The 14,461-nt window shown below is 54.2% G+C and carries 19 protein-coding genes; 9 read left to right on the top strand and 10 right to left on the bottom strand.

The window, feature by feature from the left end:
* Positions 1–607: 607 nt before the first annotated feature.
* The gene (locus RC85_RS16935; RefSeq protein WP_238383143.1) at positions 608–1,078 is read right to left on the bottom strand and encodes a hypothetical protein; all 471 of its coding nucleotides are present in this window, start codon (positions 1,076–1,078) and stop codon (positions 608–610) included.
* A 326-nt stretch (positions 1,079–1,404) separates the two neighbouring features.
* Here RC85_RS16935 and RC85_RS16930 point away from each other — a divergent pair, with 326 nt between their 5' ends.
* The 4 genes from RC85_RS16930 to RC85_RS16915 all read left to right on the top strand — a co-directional run bounded on the left by RC85_RS16930 (position 1,405) and on the right by RC85_RS16915 (position 3,839).
* Complete coding sequence (locus tag RC85_RS16930; RefSeq protein ID WP_068264948.1) at positions 1,405–1,572, top strand: DUF1328 domain-containing protein; 168 nt, start codon at positions 1,405–1,407, stop codon at positions 1,570–1,572.
* A 1-nt stretch (position 1,573) separates the two neighbouring features.
* Complete coding sequence (locus RC85_RS16925; RefSeq protein ID WP_068264946.1) at positions 1,574–2,344, top strand: SDR family NAD(P)-dependent oxidoreductase; 771 nt, start codon at positions 1,574–1,576, stop codon at positions 2,342–2,344.
* A gap of 113 nt (positions 2,345–2,457) precedes the next feature.
* On the top strand, positions 2,458–3,483 hold the full coding sequence (locus RC85_RS16920) for an NADP-dependent oxidoreductase (RefSeq protein ID WP_068264944.1): 1,026 nt from the start codon (positions 2,458–2,460) through the stop codon (positions 3,481–3,483).
* Between the two features lie 173 nt (positions 3,484–3,656).
* Positions 3,657–3,839: a YqaE/Pmp3 family membrane protein gene (locus RC85_RS16915; protein ID WP_068264942.1), complete on the top strand. Its 183-nt coding sequence runs from the start codon at positions 3,657–3,659 to the stop codon at positions 3,837–3,839.
* Between the two features lie 37 nt (positions 3,840–3,876).
* Here RC85_RS16915 and RC85_RS16910 read toward each other — a convergent pair whose 3' ends face one another.
* The 5 genes from RC85_RS16910 to RC85_RS16890 form a co-directional block, all read right to left on the bottom strand.
* A complete protein-coding gene (locus RC85_RS16910; protein WP_068264941.1) occupies positions 3,877–4,593 on the bottom strand; it encodes a ZIP family metal transporter in 717 nt (238 codons plus the stop codon).
* Positions 4,590–4,988, bottom strand: a complete 399-nt coding sequence (locus RC85_RS16905) for a DoxX family protein (RefSeq protein ID WP_149752927.1) — start codon at positions 4,986–4,988, stop codon at positions 4,590–4,592. Before RC85_RS16905 ends, RC85_RS16910 begins: the two co-directional genes overlap by 4 nt.
* Positions 4,966–5,688: a CAP domain-containing protein gene (locus tag RC85_RS16900; protein ID WP_068264937.1), complete on the bottom strand. Its 723-nt coding sequence runs from the start codon at positions 5,686–5,688 to the stop codon at positions 4,966–4,968. Before RC85_RS16900 ends, RC85_RS16905 begins: the two co-directional genes overlap by 23 nt.
* A 203-nt stretch (positions 5,689–5,891) precedes the next feature.
* Positions 5,892–6,119, bottom strand: coding sequence for a DUF3140 domain-containing protein (locus RC85_RS16895; protein WP_068264936.1), 228 nt, complete (start codon positions 6,117–6,119; stop codon positions 5,892–5,894).
* 155 nt (positions 6,120–6,274) lie between these two features.
* Entirely contained in the window at positions 6,275–6,457 is a 183-nt protein-coding gene (locus RC85_RS16890; protein ID WP_068264967.1) for a zinc ribbon domain-containing protein, read from the bottom strand.
* A gap of 163 nt (positions 6,458–6,620) precedes the next feature.
* Here RC85_RS16890 and RC85_RS16885 point away from each other — a divergent pair, with 163 nt between their 5' ends.
* The 5 genes from RC85_RS16885 to RC85_RS16865 all read left to right on the top strand — a co-directional run bounded on the left by RC85_RS16885 (position 6,621) and on the right by RC85_RS16865 (position 9,126).
* Positions 6,621–6,839 (top strand): hypervirulence associated TUDOR domain-containing protein, encoded by a 219-nt coding sequence (locus RC85_RS16885; RefSeq protein ID WP_068264934.1) that lies wholly within the window; start codon positions 6,621–6,623, stop codon positions 6,837–6,839.
* Positions 6,840–6,887: 48 nt separating this feature from the next.
* On the top strand, positions 6,888–7,694 hold the full coding sequence (locus RC85_RS16880; RefSeq protein ID WP_068264932.1) for an SDR family oxidoreductase: 807 nt from the start codon (positions 6,888–6,890) through the stop codon (positions 7,692–7,694).
* 44 nt (positions 7,695–7,738) lie between these two features.
* Positions 7,739–8,227 (top strand): DNA starvation/stationary phase protection protein Dps, encoded by a 489-nt coding sequence (gene dps, locus RC85_RS16875; protein WP_068264930.1) that lies wholly within the window; start codon positions 7,739–7,741, stop codon positions 8,225–8,227.
* 131 nt (positions 8,228–8,358) lie between these two features.
* Positions 8,359–8,616 carry a GlsB/YeaQ/YmgE family stress response membrane protein gene (locus RC85_RS16870; RefSeq protein ID WP_068264928.1) on the top strand — a complete coding sequence of 86 codons (258 nt, stop codon included), beginning with the start codon at positions 8,359–8,361 and terminating at the stop codon, positions 8,614–8,616.
* Positions 8,617–8,643: 27 nt separating this feature from the next.
* Positions 8,644–9,126 (top strand): pyridoxamine 5'-phosphate oxidase family protein, encoded by a 483-nt coding sequence (locus RC85_RS16865; protein ID WP_068264926.1) that lies wholly within the window; start codon positions 8,644–8,646, stop codon positions 9,124–9,126.
* Between the two features lie 107 nt (positions 9,127–9,233).
* Here RC85_RS16865 and RC85_RS16860 read toward each other — a convergent pair whose 3' ends face one another.
* The 4 genes from RC85_RS16860 to RC85_RS16845 all read right to left on the bottom strand — a co-directional run bounded on the left by RC85_RS16860 (position 9,234) and on the right by RC85_RS16845 (position 14,442).
* Positions 9,234–10,271 (bottom strand): AI-2E family transporter, encoded by a 1,038-nt coding sequence (locus RC85_RS16860; protein ID WP_068264924.1) that lies wholly within the window; start codon positions 10,269–10,271, stop codon positions 9,234–9,236.
* Positions 10,272–10,398: 127 nt separating this feature from the next.
* Positions 10,399–11,631, bottom strand: coding sequence for a mechanosensitive ion channel domain-containing protein (locus tag RC85_RS16855; RefSeq protein ID WP_068264922.1), 1,233 nt, complete (start codon positions 11,629–11,631; stop codon positions 10,399–10,401).
* Positions 11,632–11,794: 163 nt separating this feature from the next.
* Positions 11,795–13,054 (bottom strand): DUF2254 domain-containing protein, encoded by a 1,260-nt coding sequence (locus RC85_RS16850; protein ID WP_068264920.1) that lies wholly within the window; start codon positions 13,052–13,054, stop codon positions 11,795–11,797.
* Positions 13,051–14,442 carry a mechanosensitive ion channel family protein gene (locus RC85_RS16845; RefSeq protein WP_068264965.1) on the bottom strand — a complete coding sequence of 464 codons (1,392 nt, stop codon included), beginning with the start codon at positions 14,440–14,442 and terminating at the stop codon, positions 13,051–13,053. The genes RC85_RS16850 and RC85_RS16845 overlap by 4 nt, the downstream gene beginning before the upstream one ends.
* Between the last annotated feature and the right edge of the window lie 19 nt (positions 14,443–14,461).

Below are 14,461 nucleotides of genomic sequence, written 5' to 3'. Positions count from 1 at the left end.
GTAGCCGCGAAACCGAGCCAGAGAATTAGTGAGAGATAACGCTGCCATCCGGGGATTTACATCCCCGGCAGAGAGCTGCCGTCCCTCCGGGACTATTCCCGAACGTTATGATCGCGGATCGATCAACGACAATTTGCATTTGCTTGTTCGATTTCCCTCGGGATGAGTGACGACACCAATCCGGCAGTCATTGATACGACGTCCCCTGCGAAAGGTGACACTTATTCCCCGCTCGTTCCCAACCCCTTTTTCAGGCCGACAACTGATCTTTTTGTGAATTTGAACCGCTAATGGACACTAATGAAACGCTAACAAAATGGCTCATCCGACAGAAGCGTGCGCCAGAGTTCTTTGAGCACTTTCCAGGCCGAAGGCGAGTTTCTCAGCGGAAATCAATGTCCAACACCGAGTCGAACACCGAACAAGGAATCTCGAATGTTGAACTTTTTGTTCGCACATGTCCCGGACTTCCTCTTTGGAAAATCCTTGCTCGACATTCGATGTTTTCCAACGGTCCACAGAGCCTTCGGAAATAAGTTGGTCGCTAAAAACAACTAGGTTTCGACACTCCATGGTGAAGTTGGCCAGGACGACGGCGGTGGCGATGCTAAGCGTCTGTCGCCGAACTGATGTTGGCTGCTTTGGGAGGCGAATCGTTTTCCATCGACTTGGATTCCGTTGGCGTCTTGGATTCCCAGCGTGAAATCTCTTGGAACCTTGTGTTCAGTTTGCTGGTCATTGACGACAAGGCTCCACCGCGATGCATCGACGGTTCAACGCACTGATTTTTCACGCGTTCTTCGACTTGTTGCATGACCGTCTCATCGGCCTTCCAAACGTAACCACTCATAACGAGCGTTTTCAACAACCCGTCGCGGCGTTCGGTAAGCTGGTTTTCTTCTCCGCTAAGCGATCGACAGACCAACTCGGCGAGTTGATCGAGTGTTTCTTCAATCTGAGGATTGGTTTTGTCAGCCATTCGGGCTTCCTTGATTGTGGAGGTGCGTCTTGTCTTGATTGCAAGATTGATGAAGTGAGCGAAATCCATGCCACTGCTCCGGCATTGGGCTTTTGGCATTGAGCTTTCGTTAGCCTAGTGCTGTTCGCAGATTTATTTACAGCACACCGCTCTGGATGCTCAGCGATCAACCAGGTCTGGCAGCGACCATTCGCAACCCGTGGCTTTGCTGGTGGCTTTGATAATGGCTTTGCTGATCGAGCGGAAAACTTCATTGGCACACGGTATGCATCGGTCAATCAAGTAGGGCCGATCAAACAAGCAGAGCCGAGTGCGAGCACATCGGTTCTGGTCTTAGTCGAACTGTCGCGTTCCGGTTCACGAACCGCAACGCAACTACTATCAATCTCACGCAACAACCATCAATCACACACGAGGGAACAACCATGCTTTATTGGGCAGCAGTCTTTTTTATTGTCGCGTTAATCGCAGGCGTCTTTGGATTCGGCGGGATCGCCAGTGGCGCGGCTTCGATCGCGCAGATCCTGTTCGTCGTCTTCCTGGTGCTATTCGTGCTGAGTTTGATTTTCGGCCGACGCGGGACGATCAGCTAAGATGGCAACCGCACTGATTACCGGAGCCTCGTCGGGCATCGGCCTCGAACTCGCTGAACTGTTCGCGGGCGGTGGCGACGATGTTGTCTTGGTTGCTCGAAGCGAAGATAAGTTGAACGAGTTGGCGGACCGTCTTCGTCAGGCTTATTCGATCGCAGCGACCGTCATCGCCAGCGATCTGTCTAAGCCAGACGCGGTCGATGAACTGTGCGATCAGATCTCGCAACGTTCGCTGACCATCGACACACTTGTCAACAACGCTGGCTTCGGCGCGCTCGGCAAGTTTGCTGAATTGTCCGCCGATCGGCAAACCGATATGGTCATGGTCAACGTCGTTGCCCTGACTCGATTGACGCGGCAACTCTTGCCGGGCATGATCGCCAGTGGGCGTGGCGGAATCCTGAACGTCGGCAGCACGGCGGCCTATCAAGCTGGTCCCAATATGTCGGTTTACTACGCCACCAAAGCGTACGTGTTATCGTTCACCGAAGGACTTCGCGAAGAACTTTCCGGTACCGGAATCCACGCGACTGTCCTCGCCCCTGGTCCAACAGAAACTGGGTTCGGTGAAGATTCAGGAATGGGCAAGTTCGATTTTTTTAAATCCGCAGCGATGTCGGCCGAAGCCGTCGCCAAGGCTGGCTACGACGGATACCAAAACAATCAAGACGTCGTGATCCCCGGTTGGCAAAACCGATTGATGGTCACCAGCGTCGGTTTCCTGCCCCGTTTCGCGACTCGAAAGCTGGTCGGCAAACTGCAGAAAGCGTAATCCAGTACGGTCGCAGGGTATCGCAATCGAGCGTCCTGGAACCCAGCAACAAGAACCTCGTTCAAAGTAAAGCAAACGACGTCCCGACAAATGTTCAACACTCAGGAGTCCTTATGACCACCCAAACATCGCAAGCGACCAAGTCCAAGCAAATCGTGCTCGCGTCACGGCCCGACGGTAAACCATCGGCCGACAACTTTAAACAAACGACGGCCGAACTTTCCCCGATCAACGACGGTGAGTTCTTGGTTAAGAACCAGTGGATGTCGGTCGATCCTTACATGCGGGGTCGGATGAAGGAAGGCGATAGTTACGTGCCGGCGTTCAAAATCGACGAGCCGCTTGAAGGAGGTTGCATTGGGAAGGTCATTGAGTCGCGAAGCAATGACTTTAGCGAAGGCGATTACGTCCTTGGTAATCTCGGTTGGCGCGAGCATTGGAAATCCAGCGGCGAAGGTGTCACCGTCGTCGATCCAAACCTGGCACCGATCCAATCGTATCTTGGTGCGCTCGGCATGACGGGCATGACCGCTTGGGTGGGTTTAAACAAGATCGCCAAGTTGAAAGCTGGCAGCACCGTGTTTGTCTCCGCCGCATCGGGCGCGGTTGGCAGTATCGTGTGCCAGCTCGCCAAAGCGAAGGACTGTCGCGTCATCGGCAGTGCCGGCAAACCCGAGAAGATTCAGTGGTTAAAAGACAAAGCCGGCATCGACGCGGTCATCAACTACAAGCAAACCGACGACCTCACTGCCGCACTGCACGATCACGCCCCAGGCGGCATCGACGTTTACTTTGACAACGTTGGCAGCGATCATTTGGAAGCGGCGCTCGACACCATGAACGACTTTGGCGTCTGCGTTGAATGCGGCATGATCGCCAGTTACAACGCCACCACCCCACCGGCTGCACCGCGAAACCTGTTCAAGGTGATCGGCAAACGAATTCGCATGCAAGGCTTCATCGTCCGCGACCACATGGATGATCAAAACGAATTTATCGCCGACATGGCTCCGCTGGTGAAGGGCGGCAAGATCGTCTGGGAAGAAACCATCACCGACGGACTCGAAAACGCCCCTGCCGCTTTCATGGGTCTGTTCGACGGCGACAACCTAGGCAAATCACTGGTCCGCATTGGTTAGGAATTGTCCGAAACACGTTTCCGGTTTTCCCGTAGCTGGGCTTGCCAGGGTTCAGTCCATCAAGAGGGTTTGCCGAACTGAACCCTGGCGGGCCCAGCTACGACAGAGAACGCAACATACGGAACTTGTTCGAGACAGTTCCATAACAACATCACTTAACCACGGAAAACACAATGGATTTTATTCGCCTGTTACTCGTCTTTCTACTTCCACCCGCTGCCGTTTATCTTCAATTCGGCATCGACCGGCACTTTTGGATTAGCTGCGGATTGACGCTGCTAGGTTTCGTCCCCGGCGTTCTGTATGGCATCTACGTCATGGCGTCCAACCGTCCCGGGCTATCGCGTCTTCGGTGATGATACTTCGGTGGTAATCTTTCAGTGATAACAAAGTTCAACCGTCGAGCAAGACTTGGCCGATGACGCCTAGCAAGAAGCCGAGGACAGCACCGATTGCGGGTGCTCTTTGATTCTCGCTTTTGGATTGAGGAGCGAGATCTTGGAAGGTGAGGTACAAGATGCCGCTGGCGGCAAAGAGCATGATGAAGCTGATGATTCTTGGGTACGCTGACAGATGTTGATATCCGACCCAACCGGCCAGCGGTCCCAGTGGGACGCAGGCGGAAAGTAGCAACACAATTTTGATGCCGCCAAAATCTCCGCTCGCTTTGAGCTCACGAAACGCATTGAAGCCTTCCGGCAAGTTTTGCAACCCGATTAACACGGCCAGCAAAGCCCCGGTCGATTCACCGTGTGCGAACGCTGCCCCCAGTGCAATCGCCTCAGGAATAAAGTCGGATAGCATTGCCACTAACTGAGCGATTGAACTTTTCGATCGGGCTAGCAGTGTTTCCAGACCCCAAAATGCGACCGCGCCAACAACGAACGCGGTGATGATCCATCCCAGTGAAAGTTCTTTCACGCCATCGGGTACCAACACCAACGCGACAGCCGAGATCAGCACGCCGCCGCCGAATGCGATCACACTGTGACGGAACTCTTCTTCAATCCATTGCGGCGAAATTCTCTCGATCATCGCGATCGCACCGCCGATCGGAATGGCCGCACCAGCCATCGTCGTCAGCAACAACACTTGCGTCAGTTCACTCACAATTTATTCTCCATCTGTGGGCAATCATCCCGCTGCTTCACCGTGACCCACCAGACCCAAGCGATCAGCAACGCTTGAAGCGGTAATCGAACGACCAATGCCAAGTAAGGGATATCAGGGAACTGATCCGCGTGCGTCAACATGTGAACGTTTGCCGGCAGCACGGCGACCAACAGTGCAATTAGCCCCCAGCCCGCCGCTCGTCGCAACCCTGGTATCGCAACGCCAACTCCACCGACCACCTCGAAGAACCCTGACAAATAAACCAAAGCCAGCGGCCAGGGCAAGTACGGCGGCATGATCATCAAGTAGACCTCCGGCGACACGAAGTGATTGACACCGGCGACGATAAAGAGAACAGACAGCAGGACGTTAGAGATTTTCGACGCCATCATTAGTGATCAGTAAATGCGTTGATTGGGTGACTGCCATTTCATTGTCACTTCCCTGCACTTGAATTGTGATCGGGAAGCAGCGTTTCATGCGAATGACGGCTCGTGGCGGTAGTTCGACCGTATCTTCGCTATCGTTGGGCGTGATTTCTAGCGCCTTGGCGTCGCTTGATTTATTGGTCACTTCAAGCTCAATCGCAGCGGACTTGGGGCGGCCGAAAAGTTGCACGGCGTAATACGTGACGCCGTCGGTTGTCGCGACGGCAACACCGGTTTCCGTGACGTAATCGGCCAGCATGTTTTCGCGATGTGGCGGCGATTCGATCCAGCCCTGCATAAACACTTTGGTCAAATCGTCGGCGGTGACTTCGCCGGTGTTGGTGCGGTAGGCGATGTTTTCACGAACGACGCAGTATCGATAGCCGGACGCTTTCGCGCGGCCGGCCGGCGATCGTCCGTCGGCGCGGTGCCCATACTTTCCTGTTTCGGCCATGAATTTGGCGAACTTGGAAGCGGTCTCGATCAGTTGCTGGTCGGTCGAAACCGGCTCTAGCCCGTTGTCCTCACGAAATGAGTTAGTCTGTGCAACGATCGCGGACTCGACGTTGCGAATCACCCGGTTGTCATGACTTGGTTCTTTCGCGATCAAGTCGCCGACTACGAGGGACTGGATCAGAAACACGAGGAGATAGATGGAACGCATGAGATTTCTTGCGGTGCGGCGGTAGCGGCAGAAAAACGGTGTGGTCGCGGATCATTTGGTGGGATCATGTCCAAAGCCGTGAAGAGTTTTTAAACTGTTTAACCGCGTGGGCATCGCCCCGCGCGTTTTGCCCCGCATGGACGCGCGGGGCGATGCCCACGCGGTTAAACGAACTAACACGTGTTTTCCGGGACCAAAACTCTTCACGGCGTTGGATCATGTCCCCAATTTTTGAGGCTGTAACACCAATCGGTATCGGCGATTTCGCCGGATTGATGACCAACCGATTCGTCTTCTCCATCGCGAACGTGACCAACAGATTTGGACTGATCCGTTTCGAGCCAGTCGGCCAGCTCTTGTGGCTGCATGTTCACTAGCTCTTTGAACTGCTGGTAGGTTTCTTCTTGGGTGTCGTTCAAGATGCCGGTCATAGGAGATGCCTCTGCGTCGTTGAAAAGAGTTGGAAGGATGTGAATTGAATCGGCTTGCAAATTCTGTCACGCAAACAGTGTGCTTGTCACATCCACGCAACACTGAAGGTCGATGATTGACCATCTTGAACTGTATTCTGCCAGTTCGCCTTCAGCTACAAGTTTCTCTTGTTCATCGGAATTTGCTCGTGCTTTGTCGGTGTGATGTCGGCGGGGTGTTCGACGTAGATCTTTCCGCCGCAATTCGGACACGCTGGCGCGCGATCGTCGACGGGCTTTCCGCATTGATTGCAGGGAGTGTGGTTCAGCGGAGCGGTATCTTTCTTGTTTTCAGCCATGAATGTTGATCCGATTGTCGGAGGTGGAAATGCGATCATTGACGTCGAGTGAATCTTCGCCGCATTTATTAAGCCAATTCGGCTGCTGCTTTGGTCCGTTGTTTGCTTCGTCTATCTCATTAGACGCAAGCGACCAAACATTCCTCTTTCATTCGGACTCATCATGGCACAGAAATTTCAGGTCAATCAGTACGTCAAGTGGAACTACGGAAGCGGGACCGGCGAGGGCCAGATCAAGGAGTCGTTCAAAGAAAAGGTGACCAAGACGATCAAGGGCAACGACGTGACTCGCAACGCCACCGAAGACGAACCGGCGTATCTGGTCGAACAGGCAGACGGCGACCAAGTGCTCAAGGGTGAATCCGAACTCAGCGACGCTTAGCGCGGTTCGCTCAAGCATCCAAACCAAACAACTCAACAGGAAAACACTGTGGCACTGAAAACAATCATTACCGGCGGCAGCACTGGAATCGGCCGCGCAACCGCGATCGCAATGGCAAAGTCGGGATACGACGTCGCCATCACCTACGCGACCGGCGATCAAGAAGCGAAACAAACCCAACAGATGGTCGAAGCAGAAGGGCGACGATGCGTCGTCAAAAAGCTGGACCTGACTCACCCCGAAACCGCGAACCCGTGCGTGGATGAAATGGTCGACGAATTGGGTGGCTTGGACGTGGTGGTTAGTAACGCGGGTGTGATGGTCGATCAAAAGATGCCCAACATTGATCGGGAAACCACCAATCGGATCTTTAACATCAACACGTTCGGCGCGATTCAGGTCATCCAGCGTGCGGTGCATCACATGTTGCCCGGCGGGATGGACGGCGAAGCCCGCGAAACGCCGGGACGAGTCATTGTCGTGACCAGCGTTCACGAAGTGATCGCCAATCCCGGCGACACGCTTTACACGATGACCAAGCACGCACTCGGGGGACTCGTAAAGTGCTTGGCACTGGACCTGTCGCCGCTGAACATCACCGTCAACGCGGTCGCGCCCGGCGAGATCGCGACCCCGATGAACGACATGGAACCTTCCCACTACGACGACACCAAACGTCCGGCGATTCCAATTCGCCGCACGGGACACCCCCAGGAAATCGCCTCGGTGATCCGGTTCTTGGCCAGCGACGAAGCCGGTTTCGTGACCGGTGTTCGTTGGCCCGTCGATGGCGGTTTCGAGGCAGCAACTCCGCTCGCCGCATCCGGCTATCGTGATGCTTACTTGAGCAAGTAAGCCAACAACTCTCAACATTTCTTTACACCTTAAAGGACAAGAACATGGCTACTGCCACTCAAACCCAATTCAAACGTGCGATTCTTGAAAGCGACACCAACGAACAAGTCACGTCGCTATTGCAACAAAACCTGACCAACCTGATCGACCTCGCCTTGCTGCTCAAGCAAGCTCACTGGAATGTCTTTGGGCCAAACTTCCGCAGCATTCACCTGCAGCTTGATGAAATCATTGCCACCACGCGGGACGCGAGCGACGAAGTTGCCGAACGAATTTCGGCGTTGGGAGTCGCTGCCGATGGACGATCATCGACGGTTGCAGAAAACAGCGACGTGGATGCTTACCCACGCGACTTTGTGGACGTGCAGGAAACGATCACTCGTGTCGCCGATGCGATGAAGACAACGATCGAGCATCTGCGATCCGCCATCGAAAAGCTCGGTGACCTGGACCCTGTCACCGAAGACATGTTGATCGCGATTTCAGGTCCGATGGAGAAGCACCTTTGGATGGTGCAGGCTCAGGAAGCGTAAAGCGTTAGCCGAAGCGCCTTCGTAGTGGATCTTGTTAAAGATCCCTCGGCAAAAAGGATCTTTAGCAAGATCCACTACATCCTGATCGCTACCGAAACTGAACCAAGGTCTAACCCCAAGGAGATTCTCACATGCTGATTCCAATCATCGGCTGGATGCTGTTCGGCCTGATCGTCGGAGCCATCGCTCGTTTCGTTTATCCAGGTCGTCAAGACCTGGGGCTGTTGCGAACGATGCTGCTTGGCGTCGTCGGTTCGTTTGTCGGCGGCTTCCTCGCATTTTTGATCTTTGGCGGTTCGGCTTTTCAAGCCTCTGGCTGGATCGGTTCGGTCCTTGGATCGGTCCTCGTCCTGGCCATCGCCACCCGGCGCGGCCGCGTAACTGCGTAATCCATTTCTCTACTAAAAAGAAAGCACATGAATACTCAAGAAAAACTGATCGACCTGATCCAAGACTTCGACAACGCGATGTTGGTAACCAAGACCGACGACGGGGCGCTCGATGCACGTCCGATGGCGGTCGCCAGGGCCACGGACGAAGGCGCGTTGTGGTTTGTCAGCGATCGCAATTCGGGAAAAATCGCCGACCTCATGCTCGACCGCGATGTCGCCATCACGATGCAAAGCTCTCGTAAGTTCGTCACGATCTCCGGTGAATGCCGCGTCGTCGACGACCAAGCGATGATCGAGGAATTGTGGAGCGAAGCGTGGAAAGTTTGGTTTCCCGACGGCAAGTCCGATCCGTCGATCGTATTGCTGAAAATCGTGCCCGAGCGAGGCGAGTATTGGGACAACAGCGGCGTCGCCGGGTTGAAGTACCTGATCAAGGCTGGCAAGGCATACTTGCAAGGCGAAAGAGCGGCGACAGATGCGAGCGTGAATGCGTCCGTGTCGATGTAGGCGTGGAGTTTAACCAGGGAGACTTCAACCACGGAGAAACAGAGGATCACAGAGTTGCTGATGGAATTAAAGGCCGAGCTTCTCTTTGACCTTCCGTGTCTCTGCGGTTAACTTTCTTCCCTCTCCAACCATTCTTCCACATACAACTCTTTTACCCACAACAGCGCCAACGCGAACATTGGCGTTGCGAATACGATGCCCCAGAATCCGAACATCAATCCGGCTACGATTTGTGCCAAGATAACCATCGCGGGTGGAAGCGCGACTTGGTGTTGTTGCACCATCGGTGTGATCAAGTAACTTTCGACAAACTGGATCGCCAAGTACAACGCCAGCACACTGAGCGCGGCAGTCGATCCTTGTTGCGTTGCCAACAACAACGCCGGCACCACGGCTAACAGACCGCCGATGTTTGGGATAAACGTCACCAAGCCGGCGAAGATTCCCAGTTCGACCGACATTGGAATGCCGATGATCGCCAGTCCAATGCCAAACAGAATGCCGACGATGGCCATCGCCAACAGACGACCAAGCATCCACCGCCACAATGTTTCGCTGGATTCACTCATCAAGTCCGACAAGCGATCTCGCCAACCGATCGGCACCAAACGGATCGCGCCCGCACGGTAATTATGAGGGCTGAACGCAAAATAGGCTGCAAGAACCACCAGGATCAAACAATCCGCCAAACCACCAAACGTTGTTGCGAAAAAGTTCGTTGCCAGCCCCAGCGATTTGGTTGACGACGGAACGATCGAACCAACTTTGGCGTCGCCATCAAGGTATCGCTCGATCAATGGCTGGTCTTTCGCGGCTTGCCAAACCTCTTCGACCGACGATTCCACTCGGTCCGCCAGTCGCACGATTTGTTCGCTGGCCGAATTTGCAAACCCGTAAACGCCAATGAAGGCTATCACCACCAGCACACTCATGATGGCTCCGACGCGAATTCGCCGAGAGACGGAAGCGGGCAAGACACCGCCCACTTTCCGAGCCAGTCGGTTCAGCACGACCGCGATCAACACCGAACCAAAGATCAACGGCAGCAAGTTGCGGGCGATGAACAACAAGGCGACAAACGCGGTCACTGCGACCGTGATCGAACAGACTAAAAGCGTTTTCGATGCGAGTGTTTCAGTTTTCATAGTTGTTGATGCTCGTTTTTTAAACCACAGAGCCACAGTAAGTCACAGAGCACAGTGAATCACAGAGGCTGTTTGTGGGGATTTCTCTGTGTTCCTCCGTACCTTTGTGGTTAATCCATGTAGCAATTCATGTTCCTTTCGACTTTTCCTGAACGGACTGAAACACTTGCTCATCCGACGGGTTCTTGAAGGTAAGCGTTCGATACGGGAATGGGATTTCGATTCCAGCTTCGTCCAAATGTCGCTTGATCGCGCCGACCACTTCGTCTCGGCTGCGGCGAATGTCGGTGGGTTTTGATCCGGTCCACCATGCGACCTCAAAATTGACGCTGGAACTAGCGAACTCGTTGGCGAACACTTCGACAGTCCGTTTGCCTTGAACAGATTCGCAAGACTGCACGGCTTCGCGAATGACTTCGCGAGATTGATCAACATCTTCGTCATACGCCACACCGCAGATGATCCGCACACGGCGCTGCGGTTGGCTGGTCAGCACATCGACGTTGTTTTTGAATAAGGTTGCATTGGGAACGACGGCCAGTTCGCCATCCAGTTTGCGGATTAGCGTGTTACGAATCGTGATCTCGCGAACTTCACCGGTCAGGTCGCTGCAAGTGATGAAGTCGCCGCGATCAAACGGGTAACGCCAAAGAATCAAAATGCCGGCGAAGAAGTTTTCAAAAATGTCTTTGAACGCGAATCCGATCGCGACTGAACCCAGCCCCAGGACCGTCAGCGCTTTGGACGGCGTCATTCCGGGGAACGCGACGACGGTGGCGACCAAGAGCCCGGCGATCCAAATCGCGATGGATGTGAGTTGGTAAATCAGATCTTTCAAGCTGGTTCGCATACCGCGTTTATCAAGCAGTCGATGCACCAACCATCCAATCGCTTTGGCGAGAATGCTGGTCAGGGCCAGCAATACGAACGCCGCGATCAAAAGCGGTGATCGAATCAGGAAATCTGTCCAGAGTGAATCGAGCGACTTGGTGACGACTTGGCGTGTCGATTCCAAATCCACCTCGCTCTTGATGGTCAGTTCATTGATGACCGCCACGACATCTTCGGTTTTACGAGCAACATTCTCGGCCCATTGTCGATGTTCGTCGGTGTCGGCTTGGCCTTGCAGAGTCACAATGCCGCTGTCCAACACGACGTCAGTGTCGGTCAGCCATCCAGCATTTTTCGCGGCACCGTAAATTTTCTTCAGCCGGTCGCGGATCGCCGAATCATCGGCCACATCGTCCACGGCGATGGTTTCGGCTGGGGTGTTGGTGTCCGTTGCGGGGGCAGAATCGTTTGTGTCCTGCGCGTGCAGCGGTGTGGCAAGTAGAAGGAACAGTACGATGAAGTGACGCATGGATTGGATTTGGGCGGGCGGTTGTTTTGAACCGCAGAGGCGATGGGTGTTTTGAACCGCAGAGGCGATGGTTGTTTTGAACCACAGAGTCACAGAGGGGCACAGAGATGCATCGAGGGAAACAGAGTTAATTTGTGGTCACGAACTCTGTGTCTCTGTGGTTTCAGTTTTCTTGTCGTTGAATTTCGCGGACCTGTTCATTGATTAGATGATTCAGTTCGATGTTGTCGGAAATCGCGACGACCTTTTGCATCGAATCGACGAAATACTTGCGAGCGTTTTTGTCGTCTTTTGCATACGGAATGAGTTGCCCGAGCATGGCGTCAACGAAATCTTGATGAGTGGTCTGCGTGGTGATGATCCGCACGTTTCCTTTGCCATCGACGCGGCGAACCGGTGGTAAGTTTCTTTGGGAGAGTTGAACCAAGCCGACGGATAACCAGTCGATGCACTGCATGGCCGTGAACGGATCGTTGACGCCAGGTGACAGCGCCCGCGTTGCCACTTCGACGAACTCGTTGAGGATAAAAAACACGTCCTGAGTTGGCGTCCTTGAAAATCCGATCGTGAATCCGTATCGAATGCTGTCGGCGGTCTTGTCGTTCCAGTCCGCAAACTTGGTGACTTCCGCGATCGGTTCTTTTTCTCGAAGGAAATCACCGGGGCGGCGCAGCAGCCGAATGACGACATCATTTGTTTTTGCAAATTTCAGCAGGTCAGTGTCATCGATGCCCTGCAAGTAACCGCTGCTGCTTGAACGAACGTGATGAACGAATTCAAACGACGGCGGGTCTTCGTCGGATTCGGTTTGCAGCGGCTCACCGACGGTTTCGGGATACAGTTCGTCGAACTTGCGATCCATGTCTTCCGCCAACCGCTGCAGCACCGTCGAGATATGGATGCTGTCGGGGACGTGGTGAATGAAGTAGATCAACTCACCGACGCTGGCGATGGTCAAAAACAGAGCGATCAGCAGCGACAATTGAGGCACAAACGCACTGACGTCTAGCCCCGCATCGCCCGGTAAACCTTCGCCGCGGATGACTCGCAACACCAACAAGCAATATAGGAACGTGGCGACGAACGTTCCGAGCGTGACTTGGTTGCCCTTGTCTCGCATAAAGTTGTCCAGCAGACGCGGCCCGAAGTGCGCTGTCGCGTGCGAGACCGCCAAAATGGTTAGCGAAAACGTCACGCCAGCGACGGTGATCATCGAACCGGCGACCGTTGCCAGTAACGCACGTGCACCATCGGGCTGGTTCATCGAAGCGAACCAAAAGTCTTTCATCCACTCGTTACCGATTTCACGATCGGTCCAAATGGCGAGTTGCGAAAGCACGATCGAGGCGATCACCATCAACGACGGAATGAACCAATAGCTGCCTTTGATACGGTAGATCAGTTGCTGCAGGTAAGCTCTCATGCGATCAGGTTCGCCTCGTCGGCGACCGTTTCATCATCCTCGGCCGCTCGCATGACTTCGGCTTGCTCTGATTCTAAGTTCCCTTCGCCGGTCGTCGTGGTGGGTTCAGACGCAGAAGAAGTCACCGGCATTTTCTTCTCAGCAGTCGGCTGGATCGCAGACTCGATCATTTGAACCGGGACACCTTGCGGGAACACCAATTCACGAGCCTCGTCGGGCATCGTGATCTTGGCATCGGTCAATTCTTGTTTGACCAATCGAATCACGCTGCTGCTGACCTTCAGCGGCGAATGTTTGGTTTGATCGAACCAATACAGCACTTGCAAGTTGACGGTCGCCGAACCAAGCGATTGCACGATGACGACGGGGGCCGGATCGTCCGAAACCCCTTCATGGTTGCCGAGAACTCGCATGATGATTTCTTGAGCTTCGACAATCGAATCATCAAACCCGATGCCGACCGTGAAGTCGCGGCGACTAAGCGGCGTGGCGGTGTAGTTGATGATTTTGCCTTTGTAGACCGTGCTGTTGGGCATTTGAAGTTGGTTGCCTTCGAGCGTGTTGAGGACGGTCCCACGCGTTGTGACTTTACGAACAAATCCTTTCGCGCCTTCGACCTCGATCAAGTCGCCGACTCGGAACGGATGATTGAGCGACAGCAGAATACTGGCCAAGTAATTCTCGGCGATGTCACGGAATGCAAACCCAAGTGCCAATCCGACCAGTCCGGTACCGCCCAGCAGCGTGACGGCCAATCGCGTCAGCCCGGATACTCGGAGCGCCACGTATATTCCGAGAATAAAAATAGCGACCGCAACGACATTCCCCACGACTTGACGTAGCAGCTTGCTGTCGATGCGGTTGCATGTTAGCCAACGCGTGAACTTGGCGGAAAGAACGGCGAGGTAATAGGACATGATTCCGATCACCAATGCGATCACGATCAGCGGCAACATTCCCACGGTTTCGCGGCCAAGCTGTTTCAAAGATTCCATCGCGGGTGCGAAGTTCCACAACGGCTGCTCGGCCACCTTGACGCGGTTAACGACCGCCACGACATCGGTCGTTTTCATCGCGGTCGCTTCGGCCCATGCTTGATGTTTTTTCGAGTCAACGGTGCCTTCCAGGAAAGCGACACCGCGATCAACGCGGGCGGTGGGCGATTCGAACCAACCCGTTGCTTCCATGATTTCCCGAAGCCGATTCGCAATTCGCTCGTCGCTGTTGACCGGATCGACTTCGACCTTGTCCGCGACATTGACATCGGCCGCTTCGGTGTCACCGGTTACCTCGGCAGCAACATCTTCGGATGTAGGTGCTTCGTCTTGAGCAAAACCCGGGCAAGCCAAGGCCGATAGGACAAGCAGTAAAGAAAGACTACGGATCATGGTGTAAACACTTACGAGA

This window comes from Rubripirellula obstinata (assembly GCF_001642955.1).
Taxonomy (GTDB): domain Bacteria; phylum Planctomycetota; class Planctomycetia; order Pirellulales; family Pirellulaceae; genus Rubripirellula; species Rubripirellula obstinata.
Note: the sequence above shows the minus strand (reverse complement) of the source record. Positions and strands in the feature narration are given on the sequence as shown.

Coding starts and splice junctions, on each gene's coding strand:
- RC85_RS16935 (WP_238383143.1), bottom strand. CDS start 1,078: ATGCCAAAAGCCCAATGCCGGAGCAGTGGCATGGATTTCGCTCACTTC.
- RC85_RS16930 (WP_068264948.1), top strand. CDS start 1,405: ATGCTTTATTGGGCAGCAGTCTTTTTTATTGTCGCGTTAATCGCAGGC.
- RC85_RS16925 (WP_068264946.1), top strand. CDS start 1,574: ATGGCAACCGCACTGATTACCGGAGCCTCGTCGGGCATCGGCCTCGAA.
- RC85_RS16920 (WP_068264944.1), top strand. CDS start 2,458: ATGACCACCCAAACATCGCAAGCGACCAAGTCCAAGCAAATCGTGCTC.
- RC85_RS16915 (WP_068264942.1), top strand. CDS start 3,657: ATGGATTTTATTCGCCTGTTACTCGTCTTTCTACTTCCACCCGCTGCC.
- RC85_RS16905 (WP_149752927.1), bottom strand. CDS start 4,988: ATGATGGCGTCGAAAATCTCTAACGTCCTGCTGTCTGTTCTCTTTATC.
- RC85_RS16900 (WP_068264937.1), bottom strand. CDS start 5,688: ATGCGTTCCATCTATCTCCTCGTGTTTCTGATCCAGTCCCTCGTAGTC.
- RC85_RS16895 (WP_068264936.1), bottom strand. CDS start 6,119: ATGACCGGCATCTTGAACGACACCCAAGAAGAAACCTACCAGCAGTTC.
- RC85_RS16890 (WP_068264967.1), bottom strand. CDS start 6,457: ATGGCTGAAAACAAGAAAGATACCGCTCCGCTGAACCACACTCCCTGC.
- RC85_RS16885 (WP_068264934.1), top strand. CDS start 6,621: ATGGCACAGAAATTTCAGGTCAATCAGTACGTCAAGTGGAACTACGGA.
- dps (WP_068264930.1), top strand. CDS start 7,739: ATGGCTACTGCCACTCAAACCCAATTCAAACGTGCGATTCTTGAAAGC.
- RC85_RS16870 (WP_068264928.1), top strand. CDS start 8,359: ATGCTGATTCCAATCATCGGCTGGATGCTGTTCGGCCTGATCGTCGGA.
- RC85_RS16865 (WP_068264926.1), top strand. CDS start 8,644: ATGAATACTCAAGAAAAACTGATCGACCTGATCCAAGACTTCGACAAC.
- RC85_RS16860 (WP_068264924.1), bottom strand. CDS start 10,271: ATGAAAACTGAAACACTCGCATCGAAAACGCTTTTAGTCTGTTCGATC.
- RC85_RS16855 (WP_068264922.1), bottom strand. CDS start 11,631: ATGCGTCACTTCATCGTACTGTTCCTTCTACTTGCCACACCGCTGCAC.
- RC85_RS16850 (WP_068264920.1), bottom strand. CDS start 13,054: ATGAGAGCTTACCTGCAGCAACTGATCTACCGTATCAAAGGCAGCTAT.
- RC85_RS16845 (WP_068264965.1), bottom strand. CDS start 14,442: ATGATCCGTAGTCTTTCTTTACTGCTTGTCCTATCGGCCTTGGCTTGC.